11 protein-coding genes are annotated in these 14221 nt (G+C 38.0%); 8 read left to right on the forward strand and 3 right to left on the reverse strand.

Going from position 1 to position 14221, the window contains the following annotated elements; translation table 11 throughout:
- Nucleotides 1-216 precede the first annotated feature (216 nt).
- The 3 genes from AN34_RS20910 (at nt 217) to AN34_RS20920 (ending at nt 2492) form a co-directional block, all read left to right on the forward strand.
- Complete coding sequence (locus AN34_RS20910; protein WP_029288953.1) at nt 217-1722, forward strand: aldehyde dehydrogenase family protein; 1506 nt, start codon at nt 217-219, stop codon at nt 1720-1722.
- An 82-nt stretch (nt 1723-1804) separates the two neighbouring features.
- The gene (locus AN34_RS20915; RefSeq protein ID WP_029288955.1) at nt 1805-2179 is read left to right on the forward strand and encodes a DUF779 domain-containing protein; all 375 of its coding nucleotides are present in this window, start codon (nt 1805-1807) and stop codon (nt 2177-2179) included.
- Nucleotides 2180-2285: 106 nt separating this feature from the next.
- Nucleotides 2286-2492 (forward strand): hypothetical protein, encoded by a 207-nt coding sequence (locus AN34_RS20920; protein ID WP_029288957.1) that lies wholly within the window; start codon nt 2286-2288, stop codon nt 2490-2492.
- Here the strand turns inward: AN34_RS20920 and AN34_RS20925 are convergent.
- On the reverse strand, nt 2483-2887 hold the full coding sequence (locus AN34_RS20925; protein ID WP_029288958.1) for a thiol-disulfide oxidoreductase DCC family protein: 405 nt from the start codon (nt 2885-2887) through the stop codon (nt 2483-2485). The two genes, AN34_RS20920 and AN34_RS20925, sit on opposite strands and share 10 nt — an antisense overlap.
- 68 nt (nt 2888-2955) lie before the next feature.
- Between AN34_RS20925 and map the strand changes: the two genes are divergently transcribed.
- The 5 genes from map (at nt 2956) to AN34_RS20950 (ending at nt 10460) form a co-directional block, all read left to right on the forward strand.
- Nucleotides 2956-3720: a type I methionyl aminopeptidase gene (map, locus tag AN34_RS20930; protein WP_029288961.1), complete on the forward strand. Its 765-nt coding sequence runs from the start codon at nt 2956-2958 to the stop codon at nt 3718-3720.
- A 71-nt stretch (nt 3721-3791) separates the two neighbouring features.
- On the forward strand, nt 3792-4352 hold the full coding sequence (gene pyrR, locus AN34_RS20935) for a bifunctional pyr operon transcriptional regulator/uracil phosphoribosyltransferase PyrR (RefSeq protein ID WP_029288963.1): 561 nt from the start codon (nt 3792-3794) through the stop codon (nt 4350-4352).
- 86 nt (nt 4353-4438) lie between these two features.
- Nucleotides 4439-5368 carry an aspartate carbamoyltransferase catalytic subunit gene (locus tag AN34_RS20940; RefSeq protein WP_029288965.1) on the forward strand — a complete coding sequence of 310 codons (930 nt, stop codon included), beginning with the start codon at nt 4439-4441 and terminating at the stop codon, nt 5366-5368.
- Nucleotides 5369-5734: 366 nt separating this feature from the next.
- On the forward strand, nt 5735-8758 hold the full coding sequence (locus tag AN34_RS20945; RefSeq protein ID WP_029288967.1) for a tetratricopeptide repeat protein: 3024 nt from the start codon (nt 5735-5737) through the stop codon (nt 8756-8758).
- A gap of 1 nt (nt 8759) precedes the next feature.
- Nucleotides 8760-10460 (forward strand): TonB-dependent receptor, encoded by a 1701-nt coding sequence (locus tag AN34_RS20950; RefSeq protein ID WP_231625596.1) that lies wholly within the window; start codon nt 8760-8762, stop codon nt 10458-10460.
- A gap of 1538 nt (nt 10461-11998) precedes the next feature.
- On the opposite strand, the gene AN34_RS20960 is transcribed toward AN34_RS20950, so the two are convergent.
- Both AN34_RS20960 and AN34_RS20965 read right to left on the reverse strand, forming a co-directional pair.
- Nucleotides 11999-12397, reverse strand: a complete 399-nt coding sequence (locus tag AN34_RS20960) for a helix-turn-helix domain-containing protein (RefSeq protein WP_029288974.1) — start codon at nt 12395-12397, stop codon at nt 11999-12001.
- Nucleotides 12398-12620: 223 nt separating this feature from the next.
- Complete coding sequence (locus tag AN34_RS20965; protein ID WP_029288976.1) at nt 12621-14216, reverse strand: SusD/RagB family nutrient-binding outer membrane lipoprotein; 1596 nt, start codon at nt 14214-14216, stop codon at nt 12621-12623.
- Nucleotides 14217-14221: the final 5 nt, after the last annotated feature.

Here is a 14221-nt window from a genome sequence, read left to right on the forward strand (position 1 = left end):
TTACTCAAATATATCGATAAGTATTTCACAAAGGTTACATATACTGCAACAATAATGCTATTACTTGATGCAATTATACTACCTCTACAAGCAGGTTTGCCATTAGGTTTGCTATAACCAAATCTTTTAGTCACGAAAGGTATGATGGATAATTTTAACAGAATGAAAAATCTTTTAAAATATCGATGATATTTTTCAACCTTAAAAAATATAATTATGGCAAATTTAATAGAAAGACCATCATTTAAGTCACACTACTACAACTACATAGGAGGTAAATTTGTTCCACCTGTAAAAGGTGCTTACTTTGATAATATCTCCCCTATCGATGGAAAAGTTTTCACCAAAGCAGCGCACTCCACAAAAGAGGATTTAGAACTTGCAGTTGATGCTGCATATGAAGCCTTCAAAACCTGGAGTAAAACCTCATCAACAGAGCGCAGTATTATCTTAAATAAGATTGCGCAACGCATGGAAGATAATTTAGAATACCTTGCTACCGTTGAAACCATAGATAACGGAAAAGCCGTTAGAGAAACCTTGGCAGCTGATTTACCTTTGGGCATTGATCACTTTAGATATTTTGCAGGAGTAATCCGAGCAGAAGAAGGATCACTTTCAGAATTGGATGCCAATACCGTTTCGCTAATCGTACACGAGCCTATAGGTGTGGTGGCCCAAATCATTCCATGGAACTTTCCACTTTTAATGGGAATCTGGAAGCTGGCTCCTGCGCTGGCCGCAGGTAACTGTGTAGTACTGAAACCTGCAGAAAGTACGCCAATTTCTATTATGGTTTTAATGGAGTTGATTGGCGATTTATTGCCTCCAGGTGTTATAAATGTAGTGAATGGTTTTGGTGCCGAATTAGGTCGTGCTTTGGTTACCAATCCAAAAATTTCCAAAGCTGCATTCACAGGCTCTACGCCTACTGGCAGATTGGTGATGCAATATGCAACTGAAAATATTATTCCTGTAACTTTAGAATTAGGTGGTAAATCGCCTAATGTATTCTTTAGTTCAGTCATGGATGAAGATGATGCTTTTTTGGATAAAGCTGTAGAAGGCGCGGTAATGTTTGCCTTAAACCAAGGCGAAATCTGTACTTGTCCATCACGTTTGTTGATTCAGGAAGACATTTATGAAAAATTTATAGCAAAAGTAATTGAAAGAACCGAAGCCATCAAAATCGGTAGTCCTTTAGACCCAACCGTGATGATGGGTGCACAAGCTTCAAAAATTCAATACGAAAAGATTGCTCAATATATCAAATTAGGAAAAGAGGAAGGTGCAGAAGTATTAACTGGCGGCGAAGTAAATAAGCTGGAAGGCGAATTGGAAACCGGCTATTACATCAAACCAACCATCTTCAAAGGCCATAACAAAATGAGAATTTTCCAGGAAGAAATTTTCGGACCTGTATTAGCCGTTACGACCTTTAAAACAGTAGAAGAAGCCATTGAAATTGCTAATGATACGCTTTATGGCTTGGGTGCAGGCGTTTGGACCAGAGATGCACATGAACTTTATCAGATTCCACGAGCCATTCACGCCGGACGTGTTTGGGTAAACCAATACCATTCCTATCCAGCAGGAGCACCCTTCGGAGGGTACAAACAATCTGGCGTAGGTAGAGAAAACCATAAAATGATGTTAGGACATTACCGCCAAACTAAAAACATGTTAATTTCTTATGATAAAAATAAATTAGGCTTCTTCTAAAATTCCCCCGTTGGTAATATCAATGCCGCAGTTGAGCAAAATCTCAGCTGCGGTTTATGATTAAAAGCTTAAACACATCATTATGGTTAACAGAATCGATAGTACAGAAGAAGCAAAAGACCTGATTGCAACGCTAAAAGCAAAGCATGGCGAACTGATGTTTTATCAAGCCGGAGGATGCTGCGAAGGTACTCAACCCCAATGCTTTGAAAAAGGTGGCTACTATTTACGCATGAGAGATGTTTGTTTAGGCGAAGTAGAAGGTTGTGAGTTTTGGGTAGATCGAGATTTATTTGAATATTGGAAATTCTCTCATTTTACACTAGATGTTTTAGATGGCTTCGGTGTTGGTGGGTTTTCATTGGAAACACCGCTGCAAAAAACTTTCAAAATACATTATCGCCTTTTTTCAGCAGCCGAATTACAAAATTTAGTGGAAGTAAAAACAGCTGATTAATATTCTCATAAAATAAAACCGCCATCAATTTAACATCTCCCTATAGATTTTTGCTTTATGGTAAATCTTTTTAAAAAATTATGCAATCTTTGCTTAAATTTTAATCATGCGTAAAATATTTGCAGTCGTTTGCACCATCCTCACCTTATTTGTTTTAAAAGAAACCGTTAATATTTTCATTACAGATGAAGCAGATATTTTGAAACAACGCAGTATATTTATTGTAATTGCCCTGAGCATCTCCATTCCACTTGTAATTTTAACACTCTGGCTTTGGAAACCAAGAAACAATCAAGAGCAAAATCAATCGTAAAATTTTTGCCTTAATTCAGCTGTAGGCACCCAGCAGCTCTCCTGCCTTCCCCACCACTTGTAGCGGTTTTTAGCAATAAGATCATAAACCCAATCTCTAATAAATTTTGGAATGATGATGAAAATATAGAGCATGGGCCATAATCCATTTAACTTGCGTGCGATTCTTAAAGCTGCAGATGATTTAGTGTAGAGTTCTTTATTTTCCACCAACACAATCGAATCAATTTTATTTAAATCTATATTAAACTGAGGCAAAGTCTTTTTTGCATATTCTCCCTGTAAAGCCGTAAACCTAAAAATATTCTCCTTATCGCGTTTAATGGCAAACTGTACGGATGCGTTACAGAGATTACAAACACCATCAAAAAAAATTACCGGATTTTTCGATATCATTGTCACAAAGCTATTCAATTTATTAGATTATAAGCTAAAACGCTATTTTTAGCAAAAAAAATAAGCCTATGTCAATCACTACAGAAGAGGAATTATTAGGAATGAAACGCGTAAGCAAAGCAGTTGCCTATACGCTTAAGGAAATGCGAAATTTTGCAAAACCGGGTATTTCTACTAAACAACTAGATGATTTTGGTGGTGAGATATTACAAGATTTAGGTGCCAAATCTGCACCCAGATTAACTTATCAATTTCCCGGATGGACTTGCATTAGTGTAAATAACGAAGTCGCACATGGTATCCCTTCAGCTCATAAAATATTAAAAGAAGGTGATTTAGTGAATGTAGATGTATCTGCTGAATTGAATGGCTTTTGGTCTGATAATGGTGGTTCTTTTGTTTTAGGTGAAGATTTACACCAACACCAATTATTAGTTGATGCTTCTAAAAACATTCTTAAAAAAGCAATTAATCAGATAAAAGGGGGAGTTAAAATTTCAGAAATTGGTCGTTTAATTGAAACTGAAGCCAGAAAATCAGGTTTCAAGGTCATTAAAAATTTAACCGGACATGGCGTAGGCAGGAGCCTGCATGAAGCACCTCATGAAATTGCCAATTTCTATGATCGTTATAATTTCGACAGGTTTAGAAAAAATACTACTGTGGCAGTAGAAACATTCATTTCAACGGCATCCAGCATTGCTGAAACCAAGGAAGATGGTTGGACACTTATTGGAAATAAGGGCGGATTTGTTGCCCAACATGAACATACCATATTAATTACTGGCGATAAACCACTTATTTTAACTGCAGAAAACGACATCTGGATTTAACGATCAGCTATTTTTCAAATTCAACTTCTCAACCTTAAAACATTTTTCTATATTTGCCCAATCCTTCTTCAATGCAAAAGAAAACAATCTTTGACGGACAAAAAATTCAGATTACAATTAAGCGGCTTTGCCATCAATTAATTGAAAACCACGACGATTTCTCGAATACTGTTTTAATTGGTATCCAGCCAAGGGGCATCTTTTTGGCTGATCGGATTCATCAGGAACTTCAGCAAATACTTAAAAACAAGAAAATTTTAAAGGGAAACCTCGACATTACTTTTTTTAGAGATGATTTTCGCAGGAAAGATGGTTTGGTTACTGCCAGCAGTAATTCTATCGATTTCATTATCGAAGGTAAAAAAGTGATTCTAATTGATGATGTACTCTGGACAGGTAGAACCATCCGTGCAGCACTTGATGCCTTATTGGCTTACGGTCGTCCGGAAAAAGTAGAATTGCTGGTTTTAATCGACCGCAGATTTAGCCGGCATTTACCAATAGAGCCAGATTATACCGGCCATGTGGTAGATAGCTTAAATTCTCAGCAGGTTAAAGTTACCTGGGCAAGCGAAGGAGCAGAAGACAAAGTAATTTTATTATCTGAACCGCCCTTGCCAAAACAAGTATAAACGCTTTACAGAGGGTATTTTGGCATGGAAACTCTATCTGAAAGTTAATAAAATTATAATACACAGATAAAAAACAATAATAGAAAATGGCAGCAGACAAACTATCAACCCGACATCTTTTAGGCATTAAAGATATTAACCGGAATGATATTGAATTAATTTTCGAGACTGCAGATAATTTTAAGGAAGTGATTAACAGACCGATCAAAAGGGTCCCTTCACTTCGGGATATTACCATCGCCAATATCTTTTTCGAAAACTCTACCAGAACAAAACTATCTTTCGAACTGGCAGAAAAACGACTTTCTGCTGATGTGGTTAATTTTGCCGCTTCTTCCTCTTCGGTAAGTAAAGGTGAAACACTGATTGATACCGTGAACAATATCCTTTCGATGAAGGTGGATATGGTGGTTATGCGCCATCCTTATGCTGGTGCTGGTCAATTTTTAAGCAAACATGTTAAGGCACAAATTGTAAATGCTGGCGATGGTGCACACGAACATCCTACGCAGGCCCTGCTCGATGCTTTTTCCATCCGCCAGAAACTAGGTGATGTTGCCGGAAAAAAGGTTGTAATTGTTGGTGATATTCTACATTCGAGAGTAGCCATTTCTAATATTCTTTGCCTGCAACGCTTAGGTGCCGAAGTGATGGTTTGCGGTCCAACAACCTTAATTCCCAAACACATTCATCAACTTGGCGTTAAGGTAGAACATAACCTCATCAAAGCCTTAAACTGGTGTGATGTGGCCAACATGCTTCGTATTCAGTTAGAACGTCAGGATATAAAATATTTCCCTTCCTTACGGGAATATGCCATGATGTATGGCCTGAATAAACAAATTTTGGACAACCTGGATAAAGAAATTATTGTTATGCACCCAGGCCCGATAAACCGTGGTGTAGAGATTACCAGTGATGTTGCAGATAGCAAACAATCCATCATTTTAGAACAGGTAGAAAATGGTGTAGCGGTAAGAATGGCTGTACTTTATCTATTGGCCAGCCAGGGTTAAGTTTGGAGTTGGGAGTCTTTAGTCTGGAGTCCTATGGTCCGAAGTCTAAAGTCCTTAGTAGGTAGCCGTCACCCTGAATTTATTTCAGGGTCTGTATTTGCAAGTAAGATGCTGAATTAAATTCAGCATAATGATTACAGCGTAAAAGCCCAAAATTTTCCACATTCTAATTTCTTCCATACCAATTTAATAAACCCTTCGTTAAAGTGTGTTATTAACAGATGTTAATTACTTATGTTGATAAACACCGAGACTATTTCTAATTTAGTACCAACCATATTTGAAACCAATGGAACCCTTGTAGCCCAATACGCTTGCGTTAATAAGTTACCGAGGCATCATTACCAATGAAAAAGATATAGCATAATGAAAAAAAGATACTTATTAATTCCGCTACTTTTGGCAGGAAGTTTTAGTTCGTACGCACAGGTTAGTGCCGTGCAAAACCTCAACAAAAACTATCAAACTGGCTTAGAATTATTAGACAAAGAAAAATACACTGCGGCTGCACAACAGTTTAAATTGGTTGAGCAACAACGATTTAAACCTTCTACCCAAACAGAGAGCAATGCAGAATTATCCCTTTTAAAAGAGAATGCAAAATTTTATGCAGCGGTTTGTGCGCTGGAATTAACGAATAGTGATGCAGAAAGTTTATTTCAGGCTTTTATCCGTGATTATCCGCTAAACCCCAACACCAAACTGGCTTATTTTTATGTTGGTAAAACCTATTTTGGTCAGAAAAATTATCAGAAAGCTTTAGAATGGTTCGAAAAAACAGATCCTTCTACCCTTTCGGCGAAGCAAAGAAACGAATACCAGTTTAAACAAGGCTATTCTTATTTTGAATTAAAGCAGTACGACAAAGCTGAACCTTTATTTGAGCAGGTTAAAAAAGAAGAAGGTGATTACCAGGAAAGTGCTACTTACTACTTTGCCTATATCAATTACCTGAATAAGGAATACAAAACGGCCCTTGCAAATTTTGAGAAACTGAAAGGTTCACCCACTTATGAGGCAAGTTATCCTTATTATATTACTTCCATGTATTACCTGGATGAACGCTATGATGATGTGATCAGCTATGCTTTGGAATCGATTCAAAAAACAAAACAGCAGTTCGAACCTGAAATGTTAAGTTTGGTGGCAGCATCTTATTTTGCAAAATCAGATTTTAAAAATGCTGAAAAATATTTTGCTGAATTTTATGCAAAAGATAAAAGCGAGACCAAAAACAACCTGTTCATTTATCAGTATGGCTATTCCCTTTTTCAGAATAAAAAATACAAAGAATCTGTTGCGGTTTTAGAAAAGCTAAACACTGATGATGTCTATCTTCAAAACGGCATGCACACCTTGGGTAAAGCTTTTATCCAGCTGGGGAATAAACAAAAAGCACAAAGCGCATTCTTCAGGGCTTCACGTTTAGATTTTGATAAAGGCATTCAGGAAGAAGCCTGGTTAAGCTATGCCAAGTTAAGTTATGAACTGGATTTCCACCAACAAGCTTTGGAAGCCACACAGGGTTTTTTAAAAGCATTTCCGAAATCACGCAAAATCAATGAAGCTAAAACCTTATTGGGTGAAGTTTTATTAACGACAAAAAATTACCAGGCGGCAGTTGATATTTTAGAACCCATTCCTGACAAAACTCTAGAAGCCAGAGAAGCCTATCAAAAAGTAACCTATTTCCGCGGTTTGGAATTCTATAATGAAAGGGCTTTCCCTAATGCCTTATCGATGTTTTTGCGTTCAGATAAATATCCTGAAGATAATGAAATCTATGCCTTAAACACTTACTGGAAAGCGGAATCAATGTATGAACTGCGTAAATTCGGTGAAGCGGTTTCTACCTTTGAGAAGTTCTTAAAAATGCCTGATGCCGACAAAACCGGTGTTTATAATTTTGCCAATTATGCATTGGCTTATGCTGCATTTGAAGATGAGAAATACAGCAAAGCCGCTAATTATTTCGAAAAATTCTTAGCTGGAAATGACAAAGACCAGAAAACCATAGATGATGCGACGATCCGCTTAGCCGATTCTTATTTTGTAAATAAGAGTTATGGTCAGGCGATGAGCAATTATAATAAAATCATCAGCAGACACACTTCTTCTGAGGATTATGCCACTTTTCAAAAAGGGATGATCCAGGGATTGGAAACACAATACGATGCTAAAATTGCAACCATGCAAAGTCTTTTGGCGAAGTTTCCAAACTCAAACTATGCTGATGATGCCGGTTTTGAGACCGCTTACACTTACTTTAACAAAGGCGATTTCGATAAATCAAAATCAGATTTAGTGGCTTTGGTAGCGAAATATCCGCGAAGCAGTTATGTACCAAAAGCTTTGGTAACCATTGGTTTGGTTCAATATAATCAGGATCAGGATGATGCTGCCTTAGAGTCATTTAAAAAGGTAGTAACAGAATATCCTGCCGTTGATGAGTCTAAACAGGCAATGGAATCTATCAAAAACATTTACATCGATCGTGGTGACGCCAATGGTTTCATTACCTATGCAAATACCACTCCGCTTGGAAATTATTCTAATACTGAGCAGGATAATATCATTTTTGCCGCAGCCAATAACTTATATTTAAAAGGCGATTTTAACGGAGCCTTCCAGGCGGTTAATGCTTACTTTGATAAATTCCCGAAATCAATTCATGAGAAGGAAGCTAAATTTATCAGGGCAGAATCATTGGTAAAACTAAATCGTCCGGATGAGGCCATTCCTGATTATGAATTTATCTTGAATGACTGGACAAGTGATTATACAGAACGTTCTTTAGTTAGTATTTCTCAGTTGTTCCTTAATCAGAAAAAATACAATGAAGCCATTGTTTATTTAAAGCGATTAGAAACCACTACAGATTATAAATCGCATTATAGTTTTGCCATCAATAACTTATTAAAAGCTTATACGGCTTTAAACATGCCTGATGATATGCTTAAATATGCGCAACTGACTAAAGAATCAGAAAAAGCATCTGAGGAAGAAAAAAACAGTTCTGGTCTGTTCTCTGGGAAGGCTTATTTGTTAAAAGGTGATACTACAAGTGCGGTAACTGCATTTAAAAATGTAGTTGCAAAAACGAAAACGGTTGCCGCAGCAGAAGCCAAGTATAACCTTGCATTGGTAGAATACAATAAAGGTGATTATAAAACATCTTCGAAAACATGTTTCGACCTGGTTAACAATATGGCGTCTTATGATTATTGGGTAGCGAAAGCATTTATCCTTTTATCTGATAACTATGTTGCTTTGAAAGATAACTTACAGGCAAAAAGTACCCTGTTAAGTATCATTGATAATTATGAGGGCAAGGATGATATCATCCCTACAGCCAAAGAAAAACTAGAAAAATTAAACCAGAAGAAGTAAGATGATGAAGTCAATTAAATATATATATAGCTCACTGTTTTTTTTAGCTGCCGGATTAATGACTGTGCAGGCACAGGAAAAAAAGACAGAGGAGAAAGCAGTGGTTAACGAAGAAATTGAAGTTGTTCGTCCGTACAAACCAATTTTGGCCGAAGCTGTGAAATTAAGAAGAAGCCCGAACCTGGATGATGTTAAAATTTATAAGGCTAAGCTTAATTACAGTATTACCGATAGAAAGCTTGAATTAAACAGCGATATCCAAAAATTACAGGCACAGGCCGTAGCAGAGGAAAAGGAAAGTATCTTAATTAACAATTATGTTAAAGGTGCGTTTGGTTCTCAGTCTACTTTACTTGGTGAAGCCTATTTTAATACGGGGAAGGATGAGGCTTTACAACTTGGTGGATATTTCAAACACTTCAGTCAGGAAGGAAGCTTGAACAAGCAAAATAGCAGTAACCAACAACTGAGCGTTTTTGGCCGCAGCATCATGGATGCGCATACGGTGAGCGGACGGATTAATGTAGAGCGTAACGGTACCTATTTCTATGGAATTGACGATACCAGACCTACCTTAAATCCAAATCCGCAAAAACAGGCTTTAACATTTGTGGAGCTTGAAGGTGAACTGGTAAAAAATTATACTGAAGATCAGGATGCCTTGAGTTATGCACTAAAGGCCAATGGATATATTTGGGGAGACAAGTTTGAAGCGAAGGAAAGTTATTTAACCTTGAATGGTTATTTGAATAAACGCATCAGCTCATTCAATTTGGGTTTAGCTGCCTCAACTGAATTTGGAAGTACTAAAGATGCCTTGACCAGTGTAGGCAATAACCTGCTTCGTTTAAATCCATACATTCGTTTACAGGTAAAAGGTGCTAAAGTTACTGCAGGTGTTAATTTTGTTCAGGAGTTTGGCGCTTTCAGCAGCACCAGAATCTTCCCTGCTGTTACGGCTGATTTTACCCTAATTCCTGATTATTTACAGGTTTTTGGAGAAGTGAAAGGTGATGTGAACAGAAACTCATTGAAAGGTTTTACAGATGAGAATCCATGGTTAAACAGTAATATCCTGATCAAAAATACTGTAGAAAAATTAAGTTTCAGTGCCGGAATTAAAGGAACGGGTGGACCTGGTTTTGGCTACAAAGCGAGGGTTTATATGAAGCAATTTGATGATATGCCATTATTCGTTAACAACTTTACTGACTTCAATAAATTCGATGTGATTTACGATTTCGGTAAAACTAAACTCACCGGAATAGAGGGTGAAATTTCGGTACAAGTGAGCGATGCTTTAAAATGGACTGGAAAATTAAACCTTGACGATTGGAAACCCGCTCAGGAGACTTATTCATGGTTTAAACCGGGTTTAAAGGTAAGTTCTAATTTCGTTTATACTTACAACAAAAAGTTAAGTTTTAATGCTGCCGTGGTGGTTCAGGATGATTTGAAGGCTAAAGTATATACAGCTGCTCCGGTTAATCCATTACAATACTTAGTGCCTAATACCGCAATTGAATCTATTGTTACCGTAAAGGGTTTTGTTGATTTAGGTTTAGGTGCAGATTATAGAATTAATAATAAATTCTCAGTTTTCGCAAAAGCCAATAATATTTTAAATAGCAAGTACAACCGCTATTTATACTATCAGGTAAATGGTTTCAACGTTTTCGGTGGATTGACATATTCGTTTTAAATAAGCGTTAGCATTCATCAAAAAGAGGCGGTATCATAATGATACCGCCTCTTTTTTTTTGTAGCTTTTGGCCTGTAAATAAAAGGGCTCAGCATATTTGGGAAAGGTGCCGTTTTTCCTGCTGCGCTGGCATGCCTCGGCTACCGATGAAAAATCGGTACAGCTGCGCTGCCGCCGAAGGGCTTCTTCTTTGTTCTTGATAACAAAGAAGCAAAAAATCAAGGCTTGGATCTGATGTCGGATTAGCTCGTCGAAATTTAAATGGCGGTAGCACAAGGGCTCGATTCATTTTGAATAAAAGATTCATCTTAAGAGCCGTTTGCGCTACCTTGGGTTGTGGAGGGATTTGAACGGAGGTTCAAAAATTTCAACGGCTTCTCCTTCCATCATCTCCTAGGAGGGATAGCAGGGTGCATATAGCATGATTGTCATCCTGAGGCAAGATGGATCTCTGCGTTTCTACCCACCAACTTCGTTCAACACCGAACCTTTTTTTGCATTTGCATGAACGGTGGGTTAAAGCGGTCGTCATCTTGGTAACTTGATTTAGTACCTAACGAAAAAACCGTCATTTTAGGGCTTCATCTGCTGAAGCAATATCATCGAAGAATCTTCAAAATAGATTGCTTCCCCGAAAGGTCGGGGCAGGCTGTCGTGCCTCCTCACAATGGCGATTTTTTTAGCAGGGTTGTCATCCTGAGGCACGAAGGATCCCTGCGTTTTAATCTACTGACTTCATTCCGAACAGAAACTATTATGCCGGATAACAGGGTGGAAATAGCAGGTTTCGATCGCAAGGTAAGAAGAATGCTTTTTTCTATGCTCTTTCTCCCTGGGGAATTGTCTCTATGCAGATAATGGCATTTTCCCGCGGCGCTGGCTTGCCTCGGCAACCGATGAAAAATCGGTAGAGGTCGGCCGCCGAAGGGCTTCTTCTTTGTTCTTGATAACAAAGAAGCAAAAAATCAAGGCTTGGATCTGATGTCGGATTAGCTCGTCGAAATTTAAATGGCGGTAGCACAAGGGCTCGATTCATTTTGAATAAAAGATTTATCTTAAGAGCCGTTTGCGCTACCTTGGGTTGTGGAGGGATTTGAAAGGAGCTGCAAAAATTTCAACGGCTTCTAATTCCATCATCTCCTAGGCCGGATAGCAGGGTGGAAATAGCATGATTGTCATCCTGAGGCACGAAGGATCCCTGCGTTTCTACCCACCAACTTTGTTCAACACCGAACCTTTTTTCACATTTGTATGAATGGTGGGTTAAAGCGGTCGTCATCCTGAACTTGATTCAGTACCTAAAGAAAAACATTCATTGCAAGGGCTTCATACGATCTGCGACCACCCCTCTTTCAGAGGGGTGGTCGCAGATCGTGGTGTTAGAATTAATTGATAATTTTTGAATTCAGATTTATACTACAATTGTTAACGAGATAGCCGCGTAGATAATCTTAATGGGTATTAAACAAAAACAGCAACTGATTTTTTACTGTTGCTGTTTTATATTGTGAATGGAGATGAATGTTTTCTTAGTTTCTCTATTTATTCTTCAGTATCTCCACTTTGTCTTTCTCACTCTCTAATAAGCGTTCTAGCAACTCTACTTTTTCATCATATAATGCTACTATCTTTTCAATGGGGCTAAAGTTGAAATAATGGCCATAGGAAGCTGCATTATCATTATAGGTATTGGCAATAAAGCTTATGGTCGCTTCATCTGAATAGTTCTTAATCGCTTCAGCAGAAACACCTAAAACCTTTGCTACTTTCTCTAAAGTGCTATCTTCAATTTCGGCACTTTGCTCTAGTTTACTAATTGCCTGTTGGCTAATGCCCAGTTCAATTGCGAGTGCTTCTTGTTTCATGCCACGTAACTCGCGGATGCGACTAATTTTTCTACCTAAGTGGGTGCGATTGGTTTTTTCAGCAGTTTCCATAGCCAAATATATCTATATTTTTTGTGGGTACGAAACATCAGGGAGGTTGTTTTAAACAACTGCATAATGGTTCTGTACCATTCTTTGTGCCTCTAAATTAAGGTTTTATTTACAACCTATGGTGATGATAAAGAAATTAAACCTACCGAACTATAAAAGCACCAGCTACCTAAAGCCTTATTATAGAAATTGATACGGGCTTACGCCACCTTACAAATTTCTTTTACTTATCCCACCAAACCTTTGATGTCAGCGCATCTCCACCAGCTATTCTCGCTACTGCGGCCTTATAGTTTTCTGGATTATTTAAAACCTCCGTAGAAAGGTAAATCATTCGCCTCGGGATGGTACCATTGGTTACATTGCCTTTATAATTTACAGGGGTCAGCTTTGGGTAATCGCTCCGCTTCCAGTTTAACCAGGCTTCAATAAAATTAAAGTTAGTACCTGTAGCCACCCAATATTGTGTATTGATCTCACTTAAAGCTGCTTCCGTACTGCTTTCATCAAGCGGGTGCTGAAGAACAAATTCATTAATTTTATAAGATTCTAAAGTTGCTATCGGATCAATCTGACTTAGTGATTGCAGGGCACCTGTTAACCCGTTTGCATAATGCTGGTTAGCCGTACCCGCTATATTCCATCCCCTAACTTTAGCTTCGGCCAATAAATATTCAATCTCTGCGTAGCTTAATATAAAAATTGGTCCACCTAATTTTAAATATACGTTTGTACGTGGTCTGGAATATTTACCCAGAGGCGAAAAATCACTTCCACTACCAGTGCCACCTGGATAATCTGGCGATTGGCTAATATCGGTAGCTCCACCTTGCAGGTCATATCCGTTTGGAAGCCCGAGCTGAACGCTGGCATCTGTATTTCCAATTAAATTCTGATTTGCACTATTTGCCAATCCATCTTTCGGTATCTCTCCGATGATGCCGAGTCTGGGATCATTGGTATTTCTAAGCTGATTAATTAAGGTTTTACTCCATCTAACTTCCAGGTAATCAGAATAGGTTCTCAAAGCAAGAGAAGTTCCATTTTGACTATCAAAAGATGATGCATCTGTTAACAATATGGCGTTATCCTGTATGCTTGTGAAAGTTTTATCAGCTGCTTTTTCGGTCCAGAGCCTTGCCTTTTCGGGATTAACCTTGGTTAACCTCATGGCTAATTTCACCATTAAGGAATACCCAAATTTCTTCCATTTAACAATATCGCCTTTGTAAAAAAGATCAGCAGTTGGGCTTGCTTTATCAGTATCTAATTGTGCGATTGCTTTTTCCAGATCATTCAACATTTGGTTATAAATATCTTCCTGCCTATCGTAAACCGGATATTTAATTCCTTCCATCGCTTTTACGGCTTGCGAGTAAGGCACATCGCCATAAGTGTCGGTAATTCTTTGTAAAATCATCACGAACATGATATCACCAATGGCAATCAGATTTTGATAGGCAACAGGATCTTTCAACTTCGCCAACCTTTGCATCTCTCTGATGTAGGATGCATCTTTATAGCCCTCATCAAAAATACGCCCCTGGTAATCGGTAAAACTGCCCACGTTAATATACTTGTCGCCATTGTTGTAATAATAATACGTAGAAGCCAGTAATTGCATCATGGTGCTTTGATACAAAAGCTGATAATAACCCATATTGGCATATTTTAACTGTGCTTGTGAAAGCAAACTATTTGGATCATAATCATTTTCTGTGAGTTTAGTTGGATCGGTATTGATCTCATCAAGCTTTGCTTTGGAACAACTACCCATTAGAACCATCCAGAAAAAACCCATTAAACACCACTTTTTCATTATGC

The organism is Pedobacter sp. R20-19 (assembly GCF_000708265.2).
Classification (GTDB): Bacteria; Bacteroidota; Bacteroidia; order Sphingobacteriales; family Sphingobacteriaceae; genus Pedobacter.

What these genes read in the sequence shown, in the direction of transcription:
- AN34_RS20910 (WP_029288953.1), top strand. Translation starts at nt 217, where the DNA reads ATGGCAAATTTAATAGAAAGACCATCATTTAAGTCACACTACTACAAC.
- AN34_RS20915 (WP_029288955.1), top strand. Translation starts at nt 1,805, where the DNA reads ATGGTTAACAGAATCGATAGTACAGAAGAAGCAAAAGACCTGATTGCA.
- AN34_RS20920 (WP_029288957.1), top strand. Translation starts at nt 2,286, where the DNA reads ATGCGTAAAATATTTGCAGTCGTTTGCACCATCCTCACCTTATTTGTT.
- AN34_RS20925 (WP_029288958.1), bottom strand. Translation starts at nt 2,887, where the DNA reads ATGATATCGAAAAATCCGGTAATTTTTTTTGATGGTGTTTGTAATCTC.
- map (WP_029288961.1), top strand. Translation starts at nt 2,956, where the DNA reads ATGTCAATCACTACAGAAGAGGAATTATTAGGAATGAAACGCGTAAGC.
- pyrR (WP_029288963.1), top strand. Translation starts at nt 3,792, where the DNA reads ATGCAAAAGAAAACAATCTTTGACGGACAAAAAATTCAGATTACAATT.
- AN34_RS20940 (WP_029288965.1), top strand. Translation starts at nt 4,439, where the DNA reads ATGGCAGCAGACAAACTATCAACCCGACATCTTTTAGGCATTAAAGAT.
- AN34_RS20945 (WP_029288967.1), top strand. Translation starts at nt 5,735, where the DNA reads ATGAAAAAAAGATACTTATTAATTCCGCTACTTTTGGCAGGAAGTTTT.
- AN34_RS20950 (WP_231625596.1), top strand. Translation starts at nt 8,760, where the DNA reads ATGATGAAGTCAATTAAATATATATATAGCTCACTGTTTTTTTTAGCT.
- AN34_RS20960 (WP_029288974.1), bottom strand. Translation starts at nt 12,397, where the DNA reads ATGGAAACTGCTGAAAAAACCAATCGCACCCACTTAGGTAGAAAAATT.
- AN34_RS20965 (WP_029288976.1), bottom strand. Translation starts at nt 14,216, where the DNA reads ATGAAAAAGTGGTGTTTAATGGGTTTTTTCTGGATGGTTCTAATGGGT.